We start from the raw sequence: 23,865 nt of genomic DNA, 5'->3' as shown, positions 1-23,865 counted from the left end.
AGTCCTCCTGCTTTAAGTGTAGAGGGTTTCCCTTGACGTAAACACGGGCGAAGAAAGGGGTTATTGCTGAACGAGGGTCGTTACGCGTTCTGCCGGGACGGCAGGCCACAGGGTTCCCTGCATTGCGCCAAAATTGAAGGGCAGCACGCGTTGTAAGATGCCGTGATCGTCAATTCCCGAGACCATGACCGACTGACAATGCGGCGCGATCTGCCAGAGAATGGCGCGCATAAAAGGCTCGAAAGAGAGCGCCGAGACGCGCTGATGGATAAAGTTTTTATCCAGAATCACCCGTTTGAACAGACCATCATAAACCGGTTTAAGGGATGCAGCCCCTGCACCAAAGTTAGCCAGCACTAAGGGGAAATGGATCGCCATTCTTGCAAGCGTAAGATCGTCTTTCCCGTTATTTAAACCTGGATAGTTCTCATTAACAGTAAACTCAAGAAACGGATAACGATCAAGGATTGAAACAGCGTTCTCATTAGTTAATAAAAACTCAACAATTGCAGGTGTAATATTGATCCATGCAATTAACTGATGCTGAATAAAAAATAGCTTACAGGTATCGAGTAATTGCAGTTTTTCCTGAAACAGCACTAATTCATCTTCCTGAGAAAGATGAGGGATAACCAGTTCAGTCGGGATTCGTACGTCCGTACCCACGCCAGTAAAGTTAACCAAAATCTCTAAACCTTTAAGCAAACCTGCACTATCACGCGCCGGAAGGAGTAAAAGTTCAGACTGGTAAGCATTATCTAGCGTAATAATCATCGCCCTTGTCCTGCATTAAAGATGAGAGAGAACATCCTGGAGCAATTGCAGGCACAATTCCACTGTCTTGATTTTAATAAGATTAATTTCATTCTTTCCGTATTAATTTTCAGATTTTTCCCTGAATCTAAAATAATCTTATCCTGGTTATTGAATAATAGCCAGTTTTAGATAAAACAGGCACATGCTGACAAAAATAAGTGGGCAAAAATTTTACTTTAATCCACCCGCAAGAAAAGCCTGGCGTCTATTTTCACCGCCAGGCCCTCCGCACTGCATCTTTATGCAGCGGTTAAATACGCCTGGCCTGCCAGAAATTTTTACGCCAGTAAACATTATCGAGAGAGGAGCGCATCACGCCGCGGCTGGTCGAGGCATGAATGAACTGATTATCGGTGTCATAAATGCCGACATGAAGGCCGCTTTCACCGGAACCTGTTTTAAAAAAGACCAGATCGCCGGGCAGGAGCTCGTCTTTATCAATTTCAGTGCCGAATTTCGCCTGCATACGCGTTTCACGCGGAAGCTGTAGGTCAAATTTATCGCGGAAAGTCATTAGCACAAATCCCGAGCAATCCACCCCGCCCCGGCTCATCCCGCCGTAGCGATAAGGGGTGCCGCGCCAGTTGCTGAGCTGATCGTTCAGGCTGGCAATGACCGTAATGGAGTCAGAAAGCCGTGGGTTAGGCGGAGGTGCATGATGGCTGCTGCATCCTGCAAGAAATAGCGCCGCAACAAGGAGAAACCAGAATCGCATTTCAGACGAATCCTCTGCTTTTTTTGTTCTTTCGGTAATTTAGCGTGCATCTATGCGGCTGTGCAAGAAAGGTTACTCCTGCGTCGTGGAAATGAGCATCTTGTGGCCTTCAATATCCAGCCTCCGGAACGACATGTGGTAAGCACTCGCAAGATTGGGGGCCGTCAGCACGCTGTCGCGCGTTCCGCTGGCAATCAGTTTGCCACGCGCCAGCAACCACACCCGATGCGCGTGGCGCAACGTATGGTTTAAATCATGGCTGCTCATCACAATGGCGATGCCCTTGCGACACAGCGCGCTGAGCAGAGTATCCAGCGCTGCCTGCTGGGCAACGTCCAGTCCGCTCATCGGCTCGTCCAGCAGCAGCAACCGCCCGTGAGGATTTCCCACCGGATGAACCTGAAGGATGACGGCGGCCAGACGCACGCGCTGCCATTCGCCACCGGAAAGCTGGCTGGCCTGTCGGGTGAGCTTATCGTCTAACCCGAGCGCCGCAGCAACGTCATGGAGCAATGCTACCTGATTTTTATCAGGCAGGTGCAGCGTCAGGTAGTGCCAGACGGGCATTGCAAAGGGCGGAACCTGCTGCTGAACCAGATAGCTTCGACGGGAGGCGAGTGTAGAGGGTAGCCAGTTGACGAGCGATTGCCCGAGAAAGGTAATCTCCCCTTCCCCGCGGGTCAGCCCCGCCATGCGCGCCAGCAGCGTGCTTTTTCCGGCGCCGTTAGGCCCAACCAGGTGAAGGATTTCACCTGCGTTGACTGCGGCGGTAACAGGCTCAAGACGTCCCTTCCCGGCAACGCCTGTGAGCTGCATCAGCAGCGTCATTATTTCGCCAGCGCCAGCTTGATTGATTCCATCACGATAGGATCTTCAGGCGTCATGTCAGGCGAGAAACGCTGCACGACCTGACCGTCACGGCCAATCAGGAATTTTTCGAAGTTCCACAGAATATCGTCCGGATAGAGCGGCGCGCGACCTTTGCTCGCCATACGCTCATAGAAACCACTCTCTTCAGGCGCAACGGCGGTCGGCGCCGCAGCCACCAGTTTGGCATACAGCGGATGACGATTTTCCCCGTTCACATCAATTTTGCTGAACATCGGGAACGTCACACCATAGGTTGTGCTGCAAAAGGTCTTAATCTCCTCTTCGCTGCCCGGCTCCTGGCCCAGGAACTGGTTGCACGGGAAGCCGAGTACGGTAAAGCCGTCTTTTTCCCAGGCTTTATGAATGTTTTCCAGCTGTTCATACTGCGGCGTAAGGCCACATTTCGATGCCACGTTCACGATGAGCAGTACCTTGCCCTTGTAGCCTTCCAGCGTGGTTTTCTCGCCGTCAATGGTAGTCACTTCGGTATTCAGAATATCAGACTGCATAGCATTCCCTCAGGTTGACTTACAGGTTGTGTTTTAACGTCCAGCTTTTAATAGTAGCCAGATAAAGACCGGTGCGCCCAGCGTTGCGGTCACCACGCCTATCGGCAACTCAGCGGCCGTCAGCGCAAGCCGGGCGATGATATCGGCAATCAGCAGCGTTGCCGCCCCGGCAACCGCCGAGGCAGGAAGCAGGGTTCGGTGGTCCGTAATACCGCACAGGCGCAGCATATGCGGGATCACCAGCCCAATAAAGCCAATCGCCCCCGCCAGCGCCACGCTTACGCCCACCATCCAGCCGATAGCGATAACCAGCACGTTGCGCCAGAAGCCAATCGGCATCCCAAGCTGGCGAGCAGACGTTTCGCCCAGCGCGAGAATATTAAGCGGCTGCGCCTGGAACGCCGTCCACAGGATGACCGGGATCAGAAGCACCATCAGCCACCCCTGACGCCAGTCAACGCCACCAAATCCCCCCATCATCCAGTACATTAACTGGCGCAGATCGAAAGAGGTGGAGAAGTAGACGGCCCATGTCATCAGCGCGCTACAGATGATCCCCAACGCTACCCCGGCAAGCAGCAGCCGGCTGGTGGATAAATGGCGACGAGCAAAGCGCAGAAGGATAAGGGTTATCAACAGCGCGCCAAGGATAGCGCTGAGGCTAATCCCCCAGGCGGAGAGCTCGCCTCCCCCCAGCATCACGGCGGCGATAAGCCCGACGCCTGCGCCATTCGACACCCCGAGAAGTCCGGGTTCCGCCAGAGGGTTTTCAAATAATGCCTGCATGATCGTGCCGCACAGCGCCAGCGCAGCGCCGACTAAAAGCACAGCCAGCGTCCGTGGCAGGCGGATCTGCCAGACAAAGAGCTGTCCCTCAGGCGTAAACCAGCTTTCCGGTCCCAGCCACCGGTCGCCCGCACACAGGCTGACGGTGGTGGCGACAATCATCAGCACCCCGAGCAGACACAGGCGGCGGAGATCGGAGCGGTGCTGAAGACGGGCAAGATCAAGCATAGACGATAGGTTATCCGGTTGAGATATCATTGATTTTACGGCGGGTTTAGCAATTAGCGCAAAGAAAAAAGGCCGCGTGAGCGGCCTTTTTAGTTAGTTCATATTACTCTGCTTTGGGCGTTGCGTTTTCGACACGGCTTTTTAACTTCTGTCCGGGTCTGAAGGTCACCACGCGGCGGGCTGTAATGGGAATATCTTCCCCCGTCTTCGGGTTACGGCCCGGACGTTGGTTTTTGTCTCGCAAATCAAAATTGCCAAAGCCGGAGAGTTTAACCTGCTCACCATTTTCCAGAGCACGACGGATCTCTTCGAAAAACAGCTCTACCAGCTCTTTGGCATCCCGTTTGCTAAGCCCAAGCTTATCAAACAGATATTCTGACATTTCAGCTTTTGTAAGCGCCATAGGTTCAATCCCTCAATGATGCCTGGAATCGCTCTTTTAATGCCTCTACACATTTGGCGACGGTAGCGGCAATCTCCTCTTCTTCGAGTGTACGGCTGGTATCCTGAAGGATAAGGCTAATAGCGAGGCTCTTGAAACCTTCTGCTACGCCCTTGCCGCGGTACACGTCAAATAAGTTTACGCCAACTACCTGATTTACGCCAACTTTCTTACATTCGGCCAAAATATCTGCTGCGGGCACATTTTCAGCGACCACAACCGCGATATCACGGCGGTTTGCCGGGAAGCGTGAGACGTCCTTTGCCTGAGGAATGACGCGGTCTGCAACCGGGTTCCACTCCAGCTCGAATACGATGGTACGACCATTCAGATCCAGCTTACGTTCCAGCTCCGGATGAACAACCCCAATAAAACCAACACGTTTGCCGTCTAAATAGATCGCCGCACTCTGGCCCGGATGCAGGGCTGGAATCGCTTCTGCGCGGAATTCAATTTCGGATAATTTACCGGTCAGATCGAGAATCGCTTCCAGATCGCCCTTCATATCGTAGAAATCAACCGTCCCTTTTGCCAGGTCCCAGTGCTCTTCATAGCGGTTACCGCTGATGGCGCCGGCCAGCATGAGATCCTGACGGATGCCTAAATTGGCCTGAGTATCCGGTACAAAGCGCAAACCGCTTTCGAAAATACGCACGCGGTTCTGCTGACGGTTCTGGTTATAAACGATAGTACCCAGCAGTCCCGTCCACAGGGACAGACGCATCGCTGACATCTCGCTGGAGATCGGGCTTGGCAGGATCAGCGCTTCCTGACCCGGGTGGATCAGCTGTTGCAGCTTAGGATCAACGAAGCTGTAGGTGATCACTTCCTGGTAGCCTTTGTCGTTCAGCATGGTTTTCACACGCTTCAGTGACAGATCGGCTTCGCGATGGCTGCCCATCACCAGACCCGCCTGCACCGGCTCGTCAGGGATATTGTTGTAGCCGTACACGCGGGCCACTTCTTCCACCAGATCTTCTTCGATCTCCATGTCGAAACGCCAGGATGGCGCAACGGCTTTCCACTCATCCTGACCTTCAGTCACTTCGCAGCCCAGACGCGTCAGAATGTCGGTCACCTGCGCATCGGCAACGTGGTGACCAATCAGACGATCCAGCTTGCTGCGGCGCAGAGTAATGGTCGCACGCTTCGGCAGCGCCGCTTGGTTGGTCACATCGATAACCGGACCTGCTTCGCCGCCGCAGATGTCGATCAGCAGGCGAGTCGCACGCTCCATCGCTTTGTATTGCAGCGCAGGATCCACGCCACGCTCATAGCGGTGAGAAGCGTCAGTGTGCAGACCGTGACGGCGTGCGCGGCCGGTGATGGAGAGCGGGCTGAAGAACGCGCATTCCAGCAGGACGTTTTGCGTCTCGTCGTTGACGCCAGAGTGCTCGCCGCCGAAGATCCCGCCCATCGCCAGCGCTTTGTTGTGATCGGCAATTACCAGGGTGTCGGCGTTCAGTTTCGCTTCGCTGCCGTCCAGCAGAACCAGGGTTTCGCCCTCTTTCGCCATGCGCACAATAATACCCCCTTCGATACGATCTTTATCGAAGGCGTGCATTGGCTGGCCCAGCTCCAGCAGAACATAGTTGGTCACGTCAACCACAGCGTCGATAGAACGGATACCACAGCGACGCAGTTTCTCTTTCATCCACAGCGGGGTTGGCGCTTTAACGTTGATGCCTTTCACCACGCGACCGAGGTAGCGCGGACATGCGTCAGGGGCGTCAACCTGAATCGGCAGCACATCACTGATGGTTGCCTCAACCGGAGCGATGTCCGGCTCGTTCAGTTCGGTCTGGTTCAGAACGGCCACGTCGCGGGCTACACCGATGATGCCTAAGCAGTCGGCACGGTTTGGCGTCACGCTGATTTCGATGGTGTTGTCATCAAGCTTCAGGTATTCGCGGATATCGGTACCCACTGGTGCATCCTGCGGCAGCTCGATAATCCCGGAGTGATCGTCGGAAATGCCCAGCTCGGAGAAGGAGCACAGCATGCCTTCAGACGGCTCACCGCGCAGCTTAGCCGCTTTGATTTTGAAATCGCCCGGCAGTACCGCGCCGACGGTCGCCACGGCTACCTTCAGGCCCTGTCGGCAGTTTGGCGCACCGCAGACGATATCCAGCAGACGGTCACCGCCCACATTGACTTTTGTTACGCGCAGTTTGTCGGCGTTAGGGTGCTGGCCACACTCAACCACTTCACCTACCACGACGCCGGTAAAGGCGCCAGAAACAGGATCCACGCCATCAACTTCCAGACCCGCCATGGTGATCTGGTTAGAAAGCGCGTCGCTGTCCAGCGTGGTGTTAACCCATTCGCGTAACCACAGTTCACTGAATTTCATTGTTCTTTCCTGCCCTTATTTAAACTGTTTGAGGAAACGCAGATCGTTTTCGAAGAACGCACGTAAGTCGGTTACGCCGTAGCGCAGCATGGTAAGACGCTCCATGCCCATACCGAACGCAAAGCCGGAGTATACTTCCGGATCGATACCTACGTTGCGCAGTACGTTTGGATGCACCATGCCGCAGCCCAGCACTTCCAGCCATTTACCGTTTTTACCCATCACGTCAACTTCCGCAGAAGGTTCAGTGAACGGGAAGTAGGACGGACGGAAACGAACCTGCAAATCTTCCTCAAAGAAGTTGTTCAGGAAATCGTGCAGCGTGCCTTTCAGGTTGGTGAAGCTGATGTTTTTATCAACAATCAGACCTTCCATCTGGTGGAACATTGGGGTGTGGGTCTGATCGTAGTCGTTACGGTATACGCGACCCGGCGCGATGATGCGGATCGGTGGAGCCTGCTCCTTCATGGTACGGATCTGAACGCCAGATGTCTGAGTACGCAGCAGACGGGTGGCGTCAAACCAGAAAGTGTCGTGGTCAGCGCGTGCCGGATGATGGCCAGGAATGTTAAGGGCATCGAAGTTGTGGTAGTCATCTTCAATTTCCGGGCCAGTCGCCACGGTAAAGCCGAGCTCACCGAAGAAACTTTCAATACGATCGATAGTACGGGTAACCGGATGCAGACCGCCGTTTTCGATACGGCGACCCGGCAGAGAAACGTCAATCGTTTCTGCCGCCAGACGCGCATTCAGTACTGCACTTTCCAGCTCGGCTTTACGTGCGTTCAGCGCCTGTTGTACCTGCTCTTTGGCTTCGTTAATCACTGCACCTGCTGCCGGGCGCTCCTCTGCTGGCAGTTCACGCAGGGTAGTCATCTGAAGGGTCAGATGCCCTTTCTTGCCCAGATATTCGACGCGGACATTGTCTAACGCGGCAACATCTGAGGCCTGGTTAATGGCGGCCGTTGCACTGGCAACCAGCTCTGCGAGATGTGACATGGTTTTCCTCATTATGTCGGTGCAGACACCGAATTGTTGGACGTAATCTCTCAAATTCAGGCACAAAAAAAGCCTCCATCGGGAGGCTTATCTGGCGCTGTTTTTCGTTTCATCTTTCACGCGCTAGCCTCCTGAAGTCAGGTGCTAAAGTAAAAGAAGAAGCGGAAAATAGCAGCATTCATGCTTGCGTTACCTTGTAGGGTAAAAACCGTTAAGACCTTATTGAAAAGCCTGGACGGGTAAATGTCAATCTTCTGATAAGGCGATATGAAAAGAGGGAGCAAAGCCCCCTCTTTCAACTGGCTTATGCCAGTGCTGCTTTCGCTTTTTCGACCAGAGCGGTGAACGCTACTTTGTCGAATACTGCGATGTCAGCCAGGATCTTACGGTCGATTTCAACAGAGGCTTTTTTCAGGCCGTTGATGAATTTGCTGTAAGAAATACCGTTCTGACGTGCTGCTGCGTTGATACGCGCAATCCACAGTTGACGGAACTGACGCTTACGCTGACGACGGTCACGGTAAGCGTACTGACCTGCTTTGATAACAGCCTGGAAGGCAACGCGGTATACGCGTGAACGCGCACCGTAGTAGCCTTTAGCTTGTTTCAAAATTTTCTTGTGACGTGCACGTGCAATTACACCACGTTTTACGCGAGCCATGTGTGCTCTCCTGTATCTATTCTAAGTTAAAAAAGTTAAACGTTAACGACTTATGCGTACGGCAGGCACGCGATGACCAGGCCCAGATCGCCTTTAGAAACCATGGCTTTTGGACGCAGGTGACGTTTACGCTTGGTAGCTTTCTTAGTCAGAATGTGACGCAGGTTAGCGTGCTTGTGCTTAAAACCACCTTTACCGGTTTTTTTGAAGCGCTTAGCAGCACCGCGTACGGTCTTAATTTTTGGCATTTTAATAACTTCCACTTCGCATTGTTAAATAAACGAAACATAGGCGAACAAAACCTATGGGGCCCGAAGGCTCCACAGATTTTGCTGCTTGAAGGCCTTACTGTTTCTTCTTAGGAGCGAGCACCATGATCATCTGGCGGCCTTCGATCTTCGTTGGGAAGGATTCGACTACTGCCAGTTCACTCAGATCTTCACGGACGCGGTTAAGCACTTCCATACCAATCTGTTGGTGGGCCATCTCACGACCGCGGAAACGCAGCGTGATCTTGGCCTTATCGCCATCTTCCAGAAAGCGAATCAGGCTGCGGAGTTTTACCTGATAATCGCCATCGTCGGTACCAGGACGGAATTTGATTTCCTTAACCTGGATAACTTTTTGCTTCTTCTTCTGTTCCTTAGAAGATTTACTCTTTTCATAAAGGAACTTGCCGTAGTCCATAATACGACAAACTGGCGGTTCGGCGTTAGGGCTGATTTCAACTAAATCTACTCCAGCTTCTTCAGCTTTTTCGATCGCTTCTCTCAGACTCACAATCCCCAGTGGTTCACCTTCAAGATCTGTTAAGCGAACTTCCTGGGCGCGAATCTCGCCATTGATACGATTCGGACGTGCCGTTTGAACTCGTTTTCCGCCTTTAATACCTTATTCCTCCAGTTGTTGAAGACTGCGGCTGCGAATCTCTTGTTGCAGCTTCTCAATCACTTCACTTACGTCCAGGCTCCCCAGGTCTTTACCACGGCGGGTGCGAACGGCAACTTTGCCTGCTTCCACCTCTTTATCACCACAGACCAACATATACGGGACACGACGTAAAGTGTGCTCGCGGATTTTAAAGCCAATCTTCTCATTTCTCAAGTCTGCTTTTACGCGAATGCCCGCATTTTGTAGTTTCTGCGTCAATTCTTTAACGTAATCCGCCTGAGAATCGGTAATGTTCATCACAACTACCTGCACTGGCGCAAGCCAGGTTGGGAAGAAGCCCGCGAACTCTTCAGTCAGGATGCCGATGAAGCGCTCCAGTGAACCGAGAATCGCACGGTGAATCATAACCGGCACCTGACGCTCGTTGTCTTCGCCAACATAAGAGGCGCTTAAACGCTGCGGCAGGGAGAAGTCCAGCTGTACCGTTCCGCACTGCCATGCGCGATCGAGGCAGTCATACAGGGTAAATTCAATTTTTGGACCGTAGAATGCGCCCTCGCCCAGCTGGTATTCGAACGGAATACCGTTCTCTTCCAGCGCCACGGCGAGATCCGCCTCTGCGCGATCCCATGTCTCATCGCTACCGATACGTTTTTCCGGACGCGTTGAGAGTTTGACCACGATCTTCTCGAAGCCAAAGGTGCTGTACATATCGTAGACCATACGAATACAGGCGTTAACTTCATCACGTACCTGATCTTCAGTACAGAAGATATGCGCATCATCCTGAGTAAAGCCACGAACACGCATCAGACCGTGCAGCGCACCTGATGGCTCGTTACGGTGGCAGCTACCGAACTCCGCCATACGCAGCGGCAGATCGCGGTAGGATTTCAGACCCTGGTTGAAGATCTGAACGTGGCCCGGACAGTTCATTGGCTTGATGCAGTATTCACGGTTCTCAGACGAAGTGGTGAACATCGCATCTTTGTAGTTGTCCCAGTGGCCGGTTTTTTCCCACAGCACACGGTCCATCATGAACGGGCCTTTCACTTCCTGATACTGGTACTCTTTCAGCTTGGAGCGCACGAACGTTTCCAGTTCACGGAAGATTGTCCAGCCGTCGTTATGCCAGAACACCATCCCCGGCGCTTCTTCCTGCATATGATACAGGTCAAGCTGCTTACCGATTTTACGGTGGTCACGCTTAGCCGCCTCTTCCAGGCGTTGCAGGTACGCGTTCAGGGCTTTCTTATCGGCCCACGCGGTACCATAGATACGCTGCAACATTTTATTGTTGCTGTCGCCACGCCAGTAGGCGCCTGCGATTTTCATCAGTTTGAAGTGATGACAGAAGCGCATATTCGGCACGTGCGGTCCACGGCACATGTCGACATATTCTTCGTGATGGTACAAGCCAGGCTTGTCATCATGAGCGATGTTTTCATCAAGAATCGAGACTTTATAGCTCTCGCCGCGCTTCACGAAGGTTTCACGCGCTTCATGCCAGCTGACTTTCTTCTTGATGACGTCATAGTTCGTTTCGGCGAGCTCATGCATACGTTTTTCGAGCGCGTCGATATCTTCCTGTGTCAGGGTGTGGTCAAGGTCAACGTCGTAGTAGAAGCCGTTGTCGATAACCGGGCCGATCGCCATTTTGGTGTTGGGCCACAGCTGCTTAATAGCATGACCTAACAGGTGCGCACAGGAGTGACGAATGATCTCCAGACCTTCTTCGTCTTTCGCGGTGATGATCGCAAGCGTTGCATCGCTTTCAATCAGATCGGACGCGTCTACCAGCTCACCGTTTACGCGGCCTGCAATGGTTGCTTTTGCGAGTCCAGGACCGATATCCAGTGCAACATCCATTGGGCTTACAGCGTGGTCGAAATGGCGTTGGCTGCCATCAGGAAGAGTAATTACAGGCATTTTATATCCTTATTTGCAGTGATGCCCCACACATAAGAGCATATACAAAGAAAATAATCGTGATTAAACAGTAGATTACGAAACCATCTGACCAACAATCGTCAAATTGGTTCGTCATCATGCACCTGCCGATTCAGATAAATGCGGATTTACGGCAAGCAGCGTAATGGTAACACTATTAACAGGGCGAATGCACCTTCCCGCGACCGATTTGAACCGCTCATCCTTATGTCTGCGTTCATGAACTTTTGTTGACGGGGGCTCGCAATCCGAAAGTGCTGAGCTATTCTTGATCTGGTCCTTAAACATCGAAGGGGTATCACATGAATGTATCGAGCAGAACCGTTGTGATATTGAATCTACTTTCCGCTGCTGGTCTGGTATTGATACTGGCCGACAGATTCCACTGGTTTTAAGCCGAACCGCTGTTCTGGCATAACCTGTTGTCCCAGGTAAAGCGCTTTCTGGCGCAGACTTTGGTAGACTAAGGGTATCAACTGACAAGGATTGGGTTATGCCAACAAAAAGATTTGCCGTTAAGCACTGGAAAATGGTCGTGGTGTTAATCGCTATTTGCGGCGCGATGTTGCTGCTGCGCTGGGCCGCGATGATCTGGGGCTAATATTATGTCAGCGAAAACGTGCCGTGAATTTACTGAATAAATCTTAACTATCTTTACGATAATTTATGGTCCAAAACCGGTACGTCATAATCCGGTTTTCGCCAGGCTGTAACAGCGTATATATTCCATCACATGTGGCAGTTGAAATATCAGGACCACTCACCCGCCACCAGCTTGTGTACATCAAATGCATCATTCATTGACTGGCCGGTAGACTGGGAGCCAGGGGCAATGTTGGAGCCTGCTTCAACATCAGAGGCTTTAGCGATCCCGACTGGGCTGTTAACGTCACTGGCAGGTTGCGTCATATTATCAGCAGCAAATACGCCAAATGAAAGTGCGGAAAGCACCATCGCTGCTGTAGCGGTTTTGATTTTTTTCATAATTCTGTTCTCATACTTAATTAATGCAGAAATGCCTGAGGCGAGTTTTTTGCCTGTGCCGTAAGTGTAGATCTGGATCACACTTTTGCCTAGTCAAATTATTTATCAAATCGTGTCAAATAAACTGAATAAGGCCTGGTCGCCTAATTATGGAGAAATTATGAAGACGAAACCATGCCTATTATTTCAAAACGCCGTTTAATATAAATAAGCACAGTTTCAAAAAATAAAAAACAGGCCGAGAATAGTCCCGGCCCGAAGAAATTACATTTTATAACCTAAAGAAATCGTGGTTCGGCGATCGGTATGTTCCGGCGCGGAATCAGGCGGTGAAGAGTTCCAGGTTACGTTGTACGCCACCTTGAGTCCAAAGTGTTCGTTGATAGCCACGTTCAACGCACTTTCAGAGTTCAGCGTTGTATCTTCAGCACCAAACACCGACACACCCTGGGTGAATTTAGCGTTGTCAGTCATTTGCCATGCGTAGGTGCCCGATGCATAACCCAGCGGCTGGGTTTCATCTTCGCCGTTGGTGTACTCGTCGTAACGGACACCCGGACCGAATTCAAAACGGAGGCTGTGCACCGGTCCATTCAGGAACTGACGACCATAACCCGCAGTCATGACATCGCGCTGGCGATAGCCGTTGTAGCGGTCAGTAAGCCAACTCGCCTGCCCGAACAGGTAGTCATAATCTGTCATGTTGTAACGGCTACGCCCACCTACCGCGTATTTCTCAGAGGAGCGTTCATCGTTAGCAGACGTGTTGCTGGCATTGCCCCACAGCGACCAGGCCGTGGTGTTGCCGTACCAGGTCAGGGTGCTGTCTGCGGTCATGGAGGAGCTTTTCGTGTTACCGGATTGCGCCAGATACCCGGCATTCACGTTACCTTCAAAGGGTTTTTTGGCAGTGGAGGGATCGTCCATGACAGTAAAAACGGTATCATCGGCGGTTGCATTCAGTGACGCAAATACGCCACCCGCCAGCATCAGTGCTGCGGGTACTGTCTTCAAAAGCTTCATTTATTTTAGGAGTCCGTACAACATAAAAAGAGACCGTCACGGTCTCGGAAACTTTCTTGCGGATCAATGACAAGGCGACCATAGAAAGGTAACAAATTATAAAAAGCCGCAAATAACATAGCAATAATTTCTTCTTTCATTTTTTGAATAAGAACGATCCCAAAACGCGATTTAATGTATATACCCGGCCAAGGTTTTTTGTCAGCATTCATTTTTAAAATCATACTGTTATTTACGTTGCCTTCCTGCCAAACGGTGCCAGGCTTAAAATAACCCATGATAAAAGGAGGTCATGATGGCTTCGATTTACACGCTGACGCTCTCCCCTTCCCTCGACTCTGCGACCATGACGCCGCAAATCTATCCGGAAGGTAAGCTGCGCTGTAGCGCGCCGGTGTTTGAGCCGGGCGGCGGCGGCATTAACGTGGCGCGCGCAATTACCCATCTCGGCGGAAAAGCAACCGCCATCTTCCCCGCTGGCGGCGCCACGGGTGAGCATCTGGTTGCGCTGCTGGCAGATGAACAGGTTGCCGTAGATACCGTTGACGCCAGAGACTGGACCCGGCAAAACCTGCATGTCCATGTTGAATCCAGCGGCGAGCAATATCGTTTTGTGATGCCAGGGGCGAAGTTGAGCGATGATGAGTTTCGTCAACTGGAAGAGAAAGTGCTGACCATTGAAAGCGGCTCATTGCTGGTGATCAGCGGTAGCCTGCCGCCGGGCGTCAAAACAGAAAAGCTGACGGCACTGGTTCAGGCGGTGCTCCAGCGCGGCATCCGCTGCATTGTCGATAGCTCAGGCGATGCCCTGAAGGCGGCGTTAGAGCCCGGACAACTTGAACTTGTCAAACCTAACCAGAAAGAGCTCAGTGCGCTTGTCAATCGCGAGCTCAACCAGCCTGATGACGTGCGTACTGCCGCAGAAGAGCTGGTACGCACGGGCAAAGCGCATCGCGTTGTAGTCTCTCTCGGTCCTCAGGGTGCGCTGGCCGTCGACAAGACGGGCTGCGTGCAGGTTGTTCCACCGCCGATGAAAAGTCAGAGTACCGTGGGTGCCGGTGACAGTATGGTTGGCGCGATGGTGCTGAAGCTGGCGCAGGGCGCTTCGCTTCTGGAGATGGCACGCTATGGCGTCGCGGCAGGGAGCGCTGCCACCATCAATCAGGGAACCCGTCTGTGTTCGCTTGCGGATACCCAGAAAATTGTCGATTACCTGGCGAGAAGCTGAACGTGCTTCCCCTTCCCGTGGAGGGGGAAGTCGCCAAATATGGCTTATCGACTATGCTAAGAAAACTTTCAGGATAACAACGAGGTGAATTATGAGCAGTGGTGATATCACCCGCTACGTCGTAACCGTCAATATTCATGAAGCATCGCTGACCGAACTGAATGAACTCAACAACGCTTTCACGCGGGCTAATTTTCTGCTCACGCTGACGGACGATGAGGGCAATATTCACGATCTCGGCTCGCTGGCCTTTGGCCTGATAAGCCCGCTGAGTCAGGAGGAGGTGAAGGCGCTGGCCAGTAGCCTGGTGGAAAGCGTGACTGACAAAGCCACGGAAATTGATGTGGATAGCTGGGAAAACTGGCATAAAAAAGAACAATAAGTGCCCTGTACAAAATTAAACCGCTCAGTTGTGCGTTAGTTCCTGTTTTTTTATAGCCGTTTTGCGCTAACTTTATGATCTGGCAGACAACATGGGAGAGACATCATGTGGCAGGCTATCAGTCATCTTTTAAGTGAGCAACTGGGTGAAGGTGAAATTGAACTGCGTAACGAACTGCCAGGCGGAGAGATCCATGCCGCATGGCATTTACGTTACGCCGGGCGCGATCTCTTCGTGAAATGTGATGAGCGCGAATTGCTCCCCATTTTTACGGCCGAAGCCGATCAGCTTGAGTTGTTATCGCGCAGTAAAACAGTCAACGTTCCACAGGTTTTAGCCGTTGGCAGCGATCGTGACTACAGCTTTCTGGTGATGAACTATCTTCCGGCGCGCCCTCTGGATGCGCACAACGCCTTTATTCTCGGCCAACAGATCGCCCGTTTGCACCAGTGGAGCGATCAACCTCAGTTTGGGCTCGATTTCGATAACGACCTCTCTACCACCCCACAGCCAAACGCGTGGCAACGCCGCTGGTCGACTTTTTTCGCCGAGCAGCGCATAGGCTGGCAGCTGGAGCTGGCCGCTGAAAAGGGACTAGCGTTCGGCAACATCGACGCGATTGTTGAACACATTCAGCAGCGTCTGGCTTCGCATCAGCCTCAGGCTTCCCTTCTGCACGGTGATTTATGGTCGAACAACTGCGCGCTTGGGCCTGATGGTCCCTATATATTTGACCCGGCCTGCTACTGGGGCGACAGAGAATGTGACCTCGCGATGCTGCCGTTGCACCCTGAACAGCCGCCGCAAATTTATGATGGCTATCAGTCTGTCTCGCCGTTACCTGCGGGTTTCCTTGAACGTCAGCCGGTTTATCAGCTGTACACCTTGCTAAACCGGGCGATTTTGTTTGGCGGGAGTCATCTGGTGAATGCCCAGCGGGCGCTGGACCGTATCCTGGCGGCATAGCGGGAGGGGGCGGCAATTCGCCCCCTTTGACATTACAGGAAGCCGAGCAGCGTAAAGAAGAAATACCCGGCCACAATGATAATAACCGGCAGGATGTAGAGCGGGAAAAACTGCACAAAAATGGTATGACGCGGAACGACAATGCGCGATTCGATCTGCTCGCGGCTCATCCCGTCAGGGCCTTTCGCCTTCTCAAGTATCAGCTGATCTTCCACCCCTTCGCGTAAAAAGCGGGTCTGGCGACTCATGCGCGCGCCGGAGGCTTGCAACGCCATCGCGATAAAGATCAACGCATAGATTATCCAGAACCCGACATTCAGCTGGTGGTGAAAATCCGGGGTGGGCGAGTTGAACCAGAAGACGTTCAGGAATGGGGTGTTAAACCGCATCATCTCAATCATGACGTGGGCAAAATCAAGCATGACGGCATTAATGCCCGGCTGTTTTTCGCTGTGATCGTACATAAATTTAAGTACGGAGATCAGCGTTGAAATCAGGGCGGGAATGAAAATAACCCAACCAGCAATACGTTTTAAGACTGCGATGCGTCCAGCTTGTTGATACGTCATTAGTTCCTCTTCATAAAGACGCGTTATTTGTGCCTAAGTCTACCTGCTGTCGGTCATTTTCGCCCGATCTTTGAATGCAATATGCTAAATTGCTTGTGCTTAGCACCGTTCGTCTTACCCCCAAGATAAGGAGATGTTGTAATGTCGACACCGCGCCAGATACTTGCCGCTATTTTTGACATGGATGGATTGTTGATTGATTCCGAACCCCTGTGGGATCGGGCTGAACTGGACGTGATGGCCAGCCTCGGCGTCGATATCAGTCGTCGTAATGAGCTTCCCGATACCCTGGGGCTGCGCATCGATATGGTGGTTGACCTTTGGTATGCCCACCAGCCATGGGTTGGCCCGGATCGCGACGAAGTTACGGCGCGCATTATCAACCGTGCTATCTCCCTTGTAGAAGAGAATAAGCCTCTGTTACCGGGCGTACGCGACGCTATCGCCCTGTGCAAGGCGCAAGGGCTGAAAGTGGGGCTTGCCTCTGCCTCACCTCTGCATATGCTGGAAAAAGTGCTGACGATGTTCGGGCTGCGCGACAGCTTCGACGCGCTGGCCTCGGCCGAAAAGCTTCCTTACAGCAAGCCACATCCGCAGGTGTATATGGACTGCGCCGCGAAACTGGGGCTGGATCCGCTTACCTGTGTGGCGCTGGAAGATTCCGTTAACGGCATGGTGGCGTCCAAAGCCGCACGTATGCGCTCCATCGTTGTGCCGGCTGAAGAAGGCCGACACGATCCCCGCTTTGCCCTCGCGGATGTCAGGCTGACGTCTCTTGAAGAATTGACTGCCCGCCATCTGCGCGGAGAGTAACGCTCTTTCAGGCAGCTTCGGCTGCCTGCATAACAAAATCAAAACAACGTTTTACTTTATTTGCTTTTCTCATTCCAGACTCCTATCCTTACGTGCAGAATGACAATAACCTGACTTCTGAGGCGCGTATGATACTGGATGCTTTTACTCTGGCAGGAAAAGTGGCGATGGTGACCGGGTGCGATACCGGTCTGGGGCAAGGCATGGCCATTGCCCTCGCCCAGGCAGGATGCGATATCGTGGGGGTAAACCGCAAGGTTCCTGACGAAACGGCTGCGCGCGTCACGGCGCTGGGACGGCGCTTTATCGCAATTCGCGCCGATCTCGGCAAGCATGAGAGTATTCAGAGCGTCGTGGATACCGCCGTCACAGAGATGGGCCGCATCGATATTCTGGTTAACAATGCCGGCACCATTCGTCGGTGCGATGCGCTGGAATTTAGCGAGAAGGACTGGGACGAGGTCATCGATCTCAATCTGAAATCGGTCTTTTTCCTCTCTCAGGCAGTAGCGAAACAGTTTATCGTGCAGGGTCAGGGCGGCAAGATCATTAACATTGCCTCCATGCTCTCCTTCCAGGGCGGCATTCGGGTGCCGTCCTATACGGCTTCGAAAAGCGGCGTCCTCGGGCTCACCCGCCTGCTGGCAAACGAATGGGCGCCGCTAGGTATTAACGTGAACGCTATCGCGCCGGGTTATATGGCGACAAATAACACCCAACAACTTCGCGATGATGAGCAGCGCAGCCAGGCGATCCTCGACCGTATTCCGGCGGGCCGCTGGGGACTTCCGGAGGATTTACAGGGTCCGGTGGTGTTTCTGGCCTCGGCGGCGTCGGATTACGTTAACGGCCATACCCTTGCCGTAGACGGTGGCTGGCTGGCGCGCTAACCGCCGGTTTGTGACAAAGAGTTACACCGTCACCTCTTTCACACACTGTATAAAAACCCTATACTGTATGGATTGACAGTTTACCGGGTTTTATCATGACGGCGGAAGGCCACCTGCTTTTTTCACTTGCCTGTGCAGTGTTTGCTAAAAACGCTGAACTGACCCCTGTGCTGGCCCAGGGGGACTGGTGGCATATTGTCCCTTCTGCCGTGCTGACCTGCCTGCTGCCGGACATCGACCATCCAAAATCATTCCTTGGTCAGCGGCTGAAGTGGATTTCAAAACCCATCGCCAGAGCCTTTGGTCATCGCGGGTTTACCCACAGCCTGCTGGCCGTATTTGGCCTGCTTACACTCTTCTATTTGAAGGTTCCCGAGAGTTGGATAGTCCCGGCGGATGCCATTCAGGGCATGGTGCTCGGCTACTTAAGCCATATCCTCGCCGATATGCTGACGCCAGCGGGCGTTCCGCTGCTCTGGCCCTGCCGCTGGCGTTTCCGCCTGCCAATCCTCGTGCCGCAAAAAGGCAACCAGCTGGAGCGCGTTCTGTGCATGGCGCTGTTTGCCTATGCCGTCTGGATGCCGCAGACATTGCCCGAAAATGGTGCAGTGCGCTGGTCATCGCAGATGATCAACTCGCTGCAATTTCAGTTCAATCGTTTTATTAATCACCAGATTGAGCATTAAACCGGCAATACAATCACTTTTGTCATAAACCATTCCATATGGATATAAGCGCCACATCACACTTCTGATAACCTTGCGCCAACAGGTTCGGTAAAAACCGACCGTATAATAAATCAGGAGAACGGGGATGAATTTTCAACTCATCGCGAACATTGTTGTGTTCGTCGTATTGCTATTGCTTCTCGCCCAGGCTCGCCACAAACAGTGGAGCCTGGCGAAAAAGGTACTGGTTGGTCTGGTCATGGGCGTGGTGTTTGGCCTGGCCTTACACGCTATTTACGGCTCCGACAGCCCGGTACTGAAAGATTCCATTCAGTGGTTCAACATTGTCGGTAACGGCTATGTACAGCTGCTGCAAATGATCGTTATGCCGCTGGTATTCGCCTCAATTCTGAGCGCCGTAGCCCGGCTGCATAATGCTTCTCAACTGGGTAAAATCAGTTTCCTGACCATTGGCACCCTGCTCTTCACCACGCTGATTGCGGCGCTGGTGGGTGTGCTGGTTACCAATCTGTTTGGCCTGACTGCTGAAGGTCTGGTGCAGGGTAGCGCTGAAACCGCGCGTCTGACGGCGATTGAGACCAACTACGTGGGTAAAGTGGCCGATCTGACCGTTCCGCAGATGGTGCTCTCCTTCATTCCGAAAAACCCGTTTGCTGACCTGACCGGTGCAAGCCCAACCTCCATTATCAGCGTAGTGATCTTCGCTGCGTTCCTGGGCGTGGCTGCGCTGAAGCTGCTGAAGGACGATGCGCCGAAAGGCGAGCGGGTTCTGACTGCCATCGATACCCTGCAAAGCTGGGTAATGAAGCTGGTGCGTCTGGTCATGCAGCTGACGCCATACGGTGTCCTGGCGCTGATGACCAAAGTCGTGGCAGGTTCTAACCTGCAAGACATCATCAAGCTTGGCAGCTTTGTGATTGCCTCGTACCTCGGTCTGGGCATCATGTTCGTTGTGCACGGCATCCTGCTGGCGGTGAACGGCGTTGGCCCGCTGAAATATTTCCGCAAAGTCTGGCCGGTGCTGACCTTCGCCTTCACCAGCCGTTCCAGCGCGGCATCGATTCCGCTAAACGTGGAAGCACAGACACGTCGTCTGGGCGTACCCGAGTCTATCGCCAGCTTCTCGGCCTCCTTTGGCGCCACCATCGGGCAGAACGGCTGTGCGGGTCTCTACCCGGCGATGCTGGCCGTGATGGTTGCCCCAACCGTGGGTATTAACCCGCTGGATCCGGTCTGGATTGCGACGCTGGTCGGTATCGTGACCATTAGCTCCGCCGGTGTTGCGGGCGTGGGCGGCGGCGCGACCTTCGCTGCGCTGATCGTTCTGCCTGCGCTGGGGCTGCCGGTAACGCTGGTTGCCCTGCTGATCTCTGTTGAACCACTGATCGATATGGGTCGTACCGCGTTGAACGTGAGTGGTTCAATGACCGCCGGTACCCTGACCAGCCAGTGGCTGAAGCAGACCGACAAAACGATTCTCGACAGTGAAGATGATGCCGAACTGGCACATCGTTAATCACTGCTGAAATAAAAAAACCGCCATCGGGCGGTTTTTTTATGGCTGTTATTCTTCAACCTCTTCATCCTGGCGGGTCTGCATTGCCCATCGCTGCGCCGATTCCGGCACCGTAAACGCAGGGGAGCGACGGAAGTGCTCGCCAATCAGCACGAAGGCAACGTATTTACCCCGCAGCATCCAGACATCGCGAAAACCATCCACCTTCAGGGCATGGTCTGGCGGCGCGGGCTCAACGCGGGGTACATAGCTAATAACCTGGCGGTTTTGTTGACGAAGAGGTTTCATAAGCGACGGGTTCACTAAAGCAAATTCTTAAAGCAGGAAATTTCTATCATAGCCGATTCTCCCCCCGCCCGTCGCGCCTGACGTATCGCAGATGGCTCCTTTCGCTAATCAATATCTGAAAACGCTTAGTTCGCCTGCTAATTCTTAACATTGTTCTATCCTTAATAGGGTTTTTAGGAATGAACAAAGGAGAAGCGTGCAATGTCGAACAATGATAAACCACATCAGTCACCCATTCATGGGACTGAAGAATCTCAACCGGGAATGGACTCACTTGCCCCAGCCGACGGCTCACACAAACCATCACCGGGTCCTTCCGCACCGGGTGAACAGCCTACCGCCCCGGGCAGCATGAAAGCCCCGGAAACGGAAAACGAAAAGCTGAAATCGCTCGATCCTCACCGCAAGGGCGGTGAAGGCCATGCGCTGACCACGAACCAGGGCGTTCGCATTGCCGATGATCAGAACTCCCTGCGCGCCGGAACGCGCGGCCCGACGCTGCTGGAAGATTTCATCCTGCGCGAAAAAATCACCCATTTCGACCATGAGCGTATCCCTGAGCGTATCGTCCACGCTCGCGGCTCCGCGGCGCACGGCTATTTCCAGCCGTACAAGAGCCTGAAGGAGATCACCAAAGCAGATTTCCTTTCCGATCCGAACAAAATCACACCGGTGTTTGTGCGTTTCTCTACCGTACAGGGCGGCGCGGGTTCGGCCGACACGGTGCGTGATATCCGCGGCTTCGCCACCAAATTCTATACCGAAGAGGGCATTTTCGACCTCGTCGGGAATAACACCCCGGTTTTCTTCATACAGGACGCGCATAAGTTCCCTGACTTTGTCCATGCGGTAAAACCAGAACCACACTGGGCCATACCGCAGGGACAAAGTGCGCATGACACATTCTGGGACTACGTCTCCCTGCAACCGGAAACCCTTCACAACGTGATGTGGGCGATGTCTGACCGGGGGATCCCGCGCAGCTATCGCACCATGGAAGGCTTTGGTATTCATACCTTCCGTCTGATTAACGCTGAAGGTAAAGCGACGTTTGTGCGTTTCCACTGGAAACCGGTCGCGGGGAAAGCGTCGCTGGTGTGGGATGAAGCGCAGAAGCTGACCGGACGCGATCCGGACTTCCACCGTCGCGAACTGTGGGAATCCATTGAAGCCGGTGATTTCCCGGAATACGAGCTGGGATTACAGCTGATCCCGGAAGAAGACGAGTTCAAATTCGACTTCGACCTGCTCGACCCGACCAAGCTTATTCCTGAAGAGTTGGTGCCGGTTCAGCTGGTGGGTAAAATGGTGCTTAACCGCAACCCGGACAACTTCTTCGCGGAAAATGAGCAGGCAGCGTTCCACCCGGGCCATATTGTGCCGGGGCTGGACTTCACCAACGATCCGCTGCTGCAGGGTCGTCTGTTCTCTTACACCGATACGCAGATCAGCCGTCTTGGTGGACCTAACTTCCATGAGCTCCCAATCAACCGTCCGACCTGTCCGTACCATAACTTCCAGCGTGACGGGATGCATCGCCAGGATATCGATACCAACCCGGCGAACTACGAGCCGAACTCCATTAACGATAACTGGCCGCGTGAAACCCCGCCGGGGCCAAAACGTGGCGGATTCGAGTCGTATCAGGAGCGCGTGGACGGAACAAAAATTCGCGAGCGCAGCCCGTCATTCGGCGAATATTACGCTCAGCCTCGCCTGTTCTGGAACAGCCAGACCCCGATCGAACAGCAGCACATTATCGGCGGCTTCAGCTTCGAGCTGAGCAAAGTGGTGCGTACCTACATTCGCGAGCGCGTGGTCGACCATCTGGCGCATATTGATATCCAGCTTGCTCAGGGCGTGGCGAATAATCTCGGCATTACGCTGACTGACGAGCAATGCCATGCTGCACCGCCTAAAGACGTGAACGGGCTGAAGAAGGATCCGTCCCTGAGCCTGTACGCGGTACCTGGCGGGTCGATCAAAGGCCGCGTAGTGGCTATCCTGCTGAACGATAAACCGCGCGCCAGCGACGTGCTGGGGATCATGAGGGCGCTCAAGACTCAGGGCGTCCATGCCAAACTGCTTTACTCACGCATGGGTGAAGTGACGGCCGATGATGGCTCCGTCCTGCCGATTGCCGCGACCTTTGCCGGGGCACCGTCCCTGACGGTTGATGCGGTGATTATGCCGTGCGGCGACGTTGAGAGTCTGCTCGGTAACGGTGATGCCGCCTATTATCTGCTGGAAGCCTATAAGCACCTGAAGCCAATCGCCCTCGCAGGCGATGCGCGGAAGTTTAAATCGCTGCTGAAGGTACCGGATCAAGGGGAAGAAGGCATTGTCGAAGGTGATAACATTGACGATGCGTTTATGACCCGGCTGTTTGACCTGCTCGCCGCGCACCGCGTGTGGTCGCGCAGCAGCAAGATTGACCAGATACCGGCGTAAAAAAAGCCGGGTGGCGATACGCTTACCCGGCCTATATTTCGACTGATGTTGTAGGCCCGGTAAGGCGAAGCCGTCCCCGGGCTTTATTTTGCTCACAAATCCCTGAACGTCCCCAGACGATACCCACGCTCGGCAATCGCATACTTCAACGACGCCGACGTTAGCACGTCCAGTTCCGCCAGACGCGGCCAGCAGTAGGCGCTCTTACGTACGATGTTATCGACAAACGCCGGATGCGCCATTACCTCAAGCGAGCGCTCCCCTTTTGCGGCGGAGGCATCCAGCACCTTCAGGAACAGCGCTTCGTCGATATCGTCGCCATAAAATGCGCTGCTGAACCCCTCCGTTGACGTCACCGCAACGTCCGGCAGTCCGCGCACCTCCCGATCCACGCGCATCGCCACGCCTTTACGTTTGGCAAATTCTGCCACAAGCGGGAAAATCGCCGGGATCATATGCACATGATGATGACTGTCGATATGGGTGGGCTCGCGGCCAAACACATCCACAAAGCGGTTAAACTGGCAGTCCAGCTCGCGGGCAATCTCATCAAGCGGCAAAGCGTCCTGCTCCGCCATTTCCCAAATCCATTTACCCAGTTGCCCGTCGCGCGTCAGCCCCGGCATCGGTGAAAGGGGCAACCCAAGCGTCAGCACAAAGTGCATGCCCACGCCCAGTTCGGGCAGCTCACGGCTTAACTGCGCCGCATGTTCCACCGCCTCACCGTTGATGAGCGCTGTTGTAGAGGTCACGACGCCCCGGCGACAGGCTTCGATAATGCCGTAGTTCTGCCCTTTTGACAGGCCGAAATCATCGGCATTGACGATCAGCAGGTTTTCCATCGCG

The 23,865-nt window shown here is 53.5% G+C and carries 29 protein-coding genes and 1 other annotated feature; of the genes, 10 read left to right on the top strand and 19 right to left on the bottom strand.

Going from position 1 to position 23,865, the window contains the following annotated elements; translation table 11 throughout:
• Positions 1 to 60 precede the first annotated feature (60 nt).
• From ACQG03_RS09345 to thrS, 13 genes are all read right to left on the bottom strand, one after another.
• Complete coding sequence (locus ACQG03_RS09345; RefSeq protein WP_022647843.1) at positions 61 to 774, bottom strand: EAL domain-containing protein; 714 nt, start codon at positions 772 to 774, stop codon at positions 61 to 63.
• A 292-nt stretch (positions 775 to 1,066) separates the two neighbouring features.
• The gene (locus ACQG03_RS09340; protein WP_063163260.1) at positions 1,067 to 1,531 is read right to left on the bottom strand and encodes an NlpC/P60 family protein; all 465 of its coding nucleotides are present in this window, start codon (positions 1,529 to 1,531) and stop codon (positions 1,067 to 1,069) included.
• Between the two features lie 72 nt (positions 1,532 to 1,603).
• Positions 1,604 to 2,359 (bottom strand): vitamin B12 ABC transporter ATP-binding protein BtuD, encoded by a 756-nt coding sequence (btuD, locus tag ACQG03_RS09335; RefSeq protein ID WP_046618262.1) that lies wholly within the window; start codon positions 2,357 to 2,359, stop codon positions 1,604 to 1,606.
• Complete coding sequence (locus ACQG03_RS09330; RefSeq protein ID WP_022650905.1) at positions 2,359 to 2,910, bottom strand: glutathione peroxidase; 552 nt, start codon at positions 2,908 to 2,910, stop codon at positions 2,359 to 2,361. Before ACQG03_RS09330 ends, btuD begins: the two co-directional genes overlap by 1 nt.
• A gap of 33 nt (positions 2,911 to 2,943) precedes the next feature.
• Positions 2,944 to 3,924: a vitamin B12 ABC transporter permease BtuC gene (btuC, locus tag ACQG03_RS09325; protein ID WP_023305965.1), complete on the bottom strand. Its 981-nt coding sequence runs from the start codon at positions 3,922 to 3,924 to the stop codon at positions 2,944 to 2,946.
• Between the two features lie 103 nt (positions 3,925 to 4,027).
• Complete coding sequence (gene ihfA / locus ACQG03_RS09320) at positions 4,028 to 4,327, bottom strand: integration host factor subunit alpha (RefSeq protein ID WP_003857805.1); 300 nt, start codon at positions 4,325 to 4,327, stop codon at positions 4,028 to 4,030.
• Between the two features lie 4 nt (positions 4,328 to 4,331).
• Positions 4,332 to 6,719, bottom strand: a complete 2,388-nt coding sequence (gene pheT / locus ACQG03_RS09315; RefSeq protein WP_063163259.1) for a phenylalanine--tRNA ligase subunit beta — start codon at positions 6,717 to 6,719, stop codon at positions 4,332 to 4,334.
• A 15-nt stretch (positions 6,720 to 6,734) separates the two neighbouring features.
• A complete protein-coding gene (pheS, locus tag ACQG03_RS09310; RefSeq protein WP_022647837.1) occupies positions 6,735 to 7,718 on the bottom strand; it encodes a phenylalanine--tRNA ligase subunit alpha in 984 nt (327 codons plus the stop codon).
• 62 nt (positions 7,719 to 7,780) lie between these two features.
• Positions 7,781 to 7,905 (bottom strand) — a sequence feature (Phe leader region).
• Positions 7,856 to 7,900, bottom strand: coding sequence for a pheST operon leader peptide PheM (pheM, locus tag ACQG03_RS09305; protein WP_001386830.1), 45 nt, complete (start codon positions 7,898 to 7,900; stop codon positions 7,856 to 7,858). (Overlaps the previous feature by 45 nt.)
• A 117-nt stretch (positions 7,906 to 8,022) precedes the next feature.
• Positions 8,023 to 8,379, bottom strand: coding sequence for a 50S ribosomal protein L20 (gene rplT, locus ACQG03_RS09300; RefSeq protein ID WP_000124850.1), 357 nt, complete (start codon positions 8,377 to 8,379; stop codon positions 8,023 to 8,025).
• A gap of 50 nt (positions 8,380 to 8,429) precedes the next feature.
• Positions 8,430 to 8,627, bottom strand: coding sequence for a 50S ribosomal protein L35 (rpmI, locus tag ACQG03_RS09295; protein WP_001124225.1), 198 nt, complete (start codon positions 8,625 to 8,627; stop codon positions 8,430 to 8,432).
• Positions 8,628 to 8,724: 97 nt separating this feature from the next.
• Positions 8,725 to 9,267: a translation initiation factor IF-3 gene (infC, locus tag ACQG03_RS09290; RefSeq protein ID WP_059443439.1), complete on the bottom strand. Its 543-nt coding sequence runs from the start codon at positions 9,265 to 9,267 to the stop codon at positions 8,725 to 8,727.
• A 3-nt stretch (positions 9,268 to 9,270) separates the two neighbouring features.
• Positions 9,271 to 11,199, bottom strand: coding sequence for a threonine--tRNA ligase (thrS, locus tag ACQG03_RS09285; RefSeq protein WP_006809077.1), 1,929 nt, complete (start codon positions 11,197 to 11,199; stop codon positions 9,271 to 9,273).
• Positions 11,200 to 11,522: 323 nt separating this feature from the next.
• Here thrS and yncL point away from each other — a divergent pair, with 323 nt between their 5' ends.
• The gene (gene yncL / locus ACQG03_RS09280; protein WP_071785204.1) at positions 11,523 to 11,615 is read left to right on the top strand and encodes a stress response membrane protein YncL; all 93 of its coding nucleotides are present in this window, start codon (positions 11,523 to 11,525) and stop codon (positions 11,613 to 11,615) included.
• Between the two features lie 98 nt (positions 11,616 to 11,713).
• A complete protein-coding gene (gene yniD, locus ACQG03_RS09275; protein ID WP_003857815.1) occupies positions 11,714 to 11,821 on the top strand; it encodes a small membrane protein YniD in 108 nt (35 codons plus the stop codon).
• 149 nt (positions 11,822 to 11,970) lie between these two features.
• On the opposite strand, the gene ACQG03_RS09270 is transcribed toward yniD, so the two are convergent.
• The 3 genes from ACQG03_RS09270 to ACQG03_RS09260 form a co-directional block, all read right to left on the bottom strand.
• Entirely contained in the window at positions 11,971 to 12,204 is a 234-nt protein-coding gene (locus ACQG03_RS09270) for a hypothetical protein (RefSeq protein ID WP_032622263.1), read from the bottom strand.
• 264 nt (positions 12,205 to 12,468) lie between these two features.
• The gene (locus ACQG03_RS09265; protein ID WP_022647833.1) at positions 12,469 to 13,227 is read right to left on the bottom strand and encodes a DUF481 domain-containing protein; all 759 of its coding nucleotides are present in this window, start codon (positions 13,225 to 13,227) and stop codon (positions 12,469 to 12,471) included.
• 5 nt (positions 13,228 to 13,232) lie between these two features.
• Positions 13,233 to 13,505: a hypothetical protein gene (locus ACQG03_RS09260; RefSeq protein WP_022647832.1), complete on the bottom strand. Its 273-nt coding sequence runs from the start codon at positions 13,503 to 13,505 to the stop codon at positions 13,233 to 13,235.
• 17 nt (positions 13,506 to 13,522) lie between these two features.
• Between ACQG03_RS09260 and pfkB the strand changes: the two genes are divergently transcribed.
• The 3 genes from pfkB (at position 13,523) to ACQG03_RS09245 (ending at position 15,803) form a co-directional block, all read left to right on the top strand.
• Positions 13,523 to 14,455 (top strand): 6-phosphofructokinase II, encoded by a 933-nt coding sequence (gene pfkB / locus ACQG03_RS09255; RefSeq protein ID WP_022647831.1) that lies wholly within the window; start codon positions 13,523 to 13,525, stop codon positions 14,453 to 14,455.
• A gap of 91 nt (positions 14,456 to 14,546) precedes the next feature.
• Positions 14,547 to 14,837, top strand: a complete 291-nt coding sequence (ghoS, locus tag ACQG03_RS09250) for a type V toxin-antitoxin system endoribonuclease antitoxin GhoS (protein WP_003857822.1) — start codon at positions 14,547 to 14,549, stop codon at positions 14,835 to 14,837.
• A 105-nt stretch (positions 14,838 to 14,942) separates the two neighbouring features.
• Positions 14,943 to 15,803, top strand: coding sequence for a fructosamine kinase family protein (locus ACQG03_RS09245; protein ID WP_022647830.1), 861 nt, complete (start codon positions 14,943 to 14,945; stop codon positions 15,801 to 15,803).
• Between the two features lie 32 nt (positions 15,804 to 15,835).
• Here the strand turns inward: ACQG03_RS09245 and ACQG03_RS09240 are convergent, their stop codons facing one another.
• Complete coding sequence (locus ACQG03_RS09240) at positions 15,836 to 16,372, bottom strand: YniB family protein (protein ID WP_015570741.1); 537 nt, start codon at positions 16,370 to 16,372, stop codon at positions 15,836 to 15,838.
• A gap of 141 nt (positions 16,373 to 16,513) precedes the next feature.
• Here ACQG03_RS09240 and hxpB point away from each other — a divergent pair, with 141 nt between their 5' ends.
• From hxpB to tcyP, 4 genes are all read left to right on the top strand, one after another.
• The gene (gene hxpB / locus ACQG03_RS09235) at positions 16,514 to 17,185 is read left to right on the top strand and encodes a hexitol phosphatase HxpB (RefSeq protein WP_022647828.1); all 672 of its coding nucleotides are present in this window, start codon (positions 16,514 to 16,516) and stop codon (positions 17,183 to 17,185) included.
• Between the two features lie 128 nt (positions 17,186 to 17,313).
• Positions 17,314 to 18,075 carry a 2-dehydro-3-deoxy-D-gluconate 5-dehydrogenase KduD gene (gene kduD, locus ACQG03_RS09230; RefSeq protein WP_023299906.1) on the top strand — a complete coding sequence of 254 codons (762 nt, stop codon included), beginning with the start codon at positions 17,314 to 17,316 and terminating at the stop codon, positions 18,073 to 18,075.
• A gap of 95 nt (positions 18,076 to 18,170) precedes the next feature.
• Entirely contained in the window at positions 18,171 to 18,761 is a 591-nt protein-coding gene (locus tag ACQG03_RS09225) for a metal-dependent hydrolase (RefSeq protein WP_015570742.1), read from the top strand.
• Positions 18,762 to 18,888: 127 nt separating this feature from the next.
• Positions 18,889 to 20,280 carry a cystine/sulfocysteine:cation symporter gene (gene tcyP / locus ACQG03_RS09220; RefSeq protein ID WP_063163258.1) on the top strand — a complete coding sequence of 464 codons (1,392 nt, stop codon included), beginning with the start codon at positions 18,889 to 18,891 and terminating at the stop codon, positions 20,278 to 20,280.
• 48 nt (positions 20,281 to 20,328) lie between these two features.
• Here tcyP and cedA read toward each other — a convergent pair whose 3' ends face one another.
• The gene (gene cedA, locus ACQG03_RS09215; RefSeq protein ID WP_022647825.1) at positions 20,329 to 20,568 is read right to left on the bottom strand and encodes a cell division activator CedA; all 240 of its coding nucleotides are present in this window, start codon (positions 20,566 to 20,568) and stop codon (positions 20,329 to 20,331) included.
• A 201-nt stretch (positions 20,569 to 20,769) separates the two neighbouring features.
• Between cedA and katE the strand changes: the two genes are divergently transcribed.
• Positions 20,770 to 23,019, top strand: coding sequence for a catalase HPII (gene katE, locus ACQG03_RS09210; RefSeq protein WP_022647824.1), 2,250 nt, complete (start codon positions 20,770 to 20,772; stop codon positions 23,017 to 23,019).
• Positions 23,020 to 23,111: 92 nt separating this feature from the next.
• On the opposite strand, the gene chbG is transcribed toward katE, so the two are convergent.
• Positions 23,112 to 23,861 (bottom strand): chitin disaccharide deacetylase, encoded by a 750-nt coding sequence (gene chbG, locus ACQG03_RS09205; RefSeq protein ID WP_038415892.1) that lies wholly within the window; start codon positions 23,859 to 23,861, stop codon positions 23,112 to 23,114.
• Positions 23,862 to 23,865: the final 4 nt, after the last annotated feature.

It is taken from the genome of Enterobacter cloacae complex sp. 342H5 (genome assembly GCF_050030905.1).
GTDB classification, from domain to species: Bacteria; Pseudomonadota; Gammaproteobacteria; order Enterobacterales; family Enterobacteriaceae; genus Enterobacter; species Enterobacter intestinihominis.
This window is presented reverse-complemented; position numbering and strand designations above follow the sequence as displayed.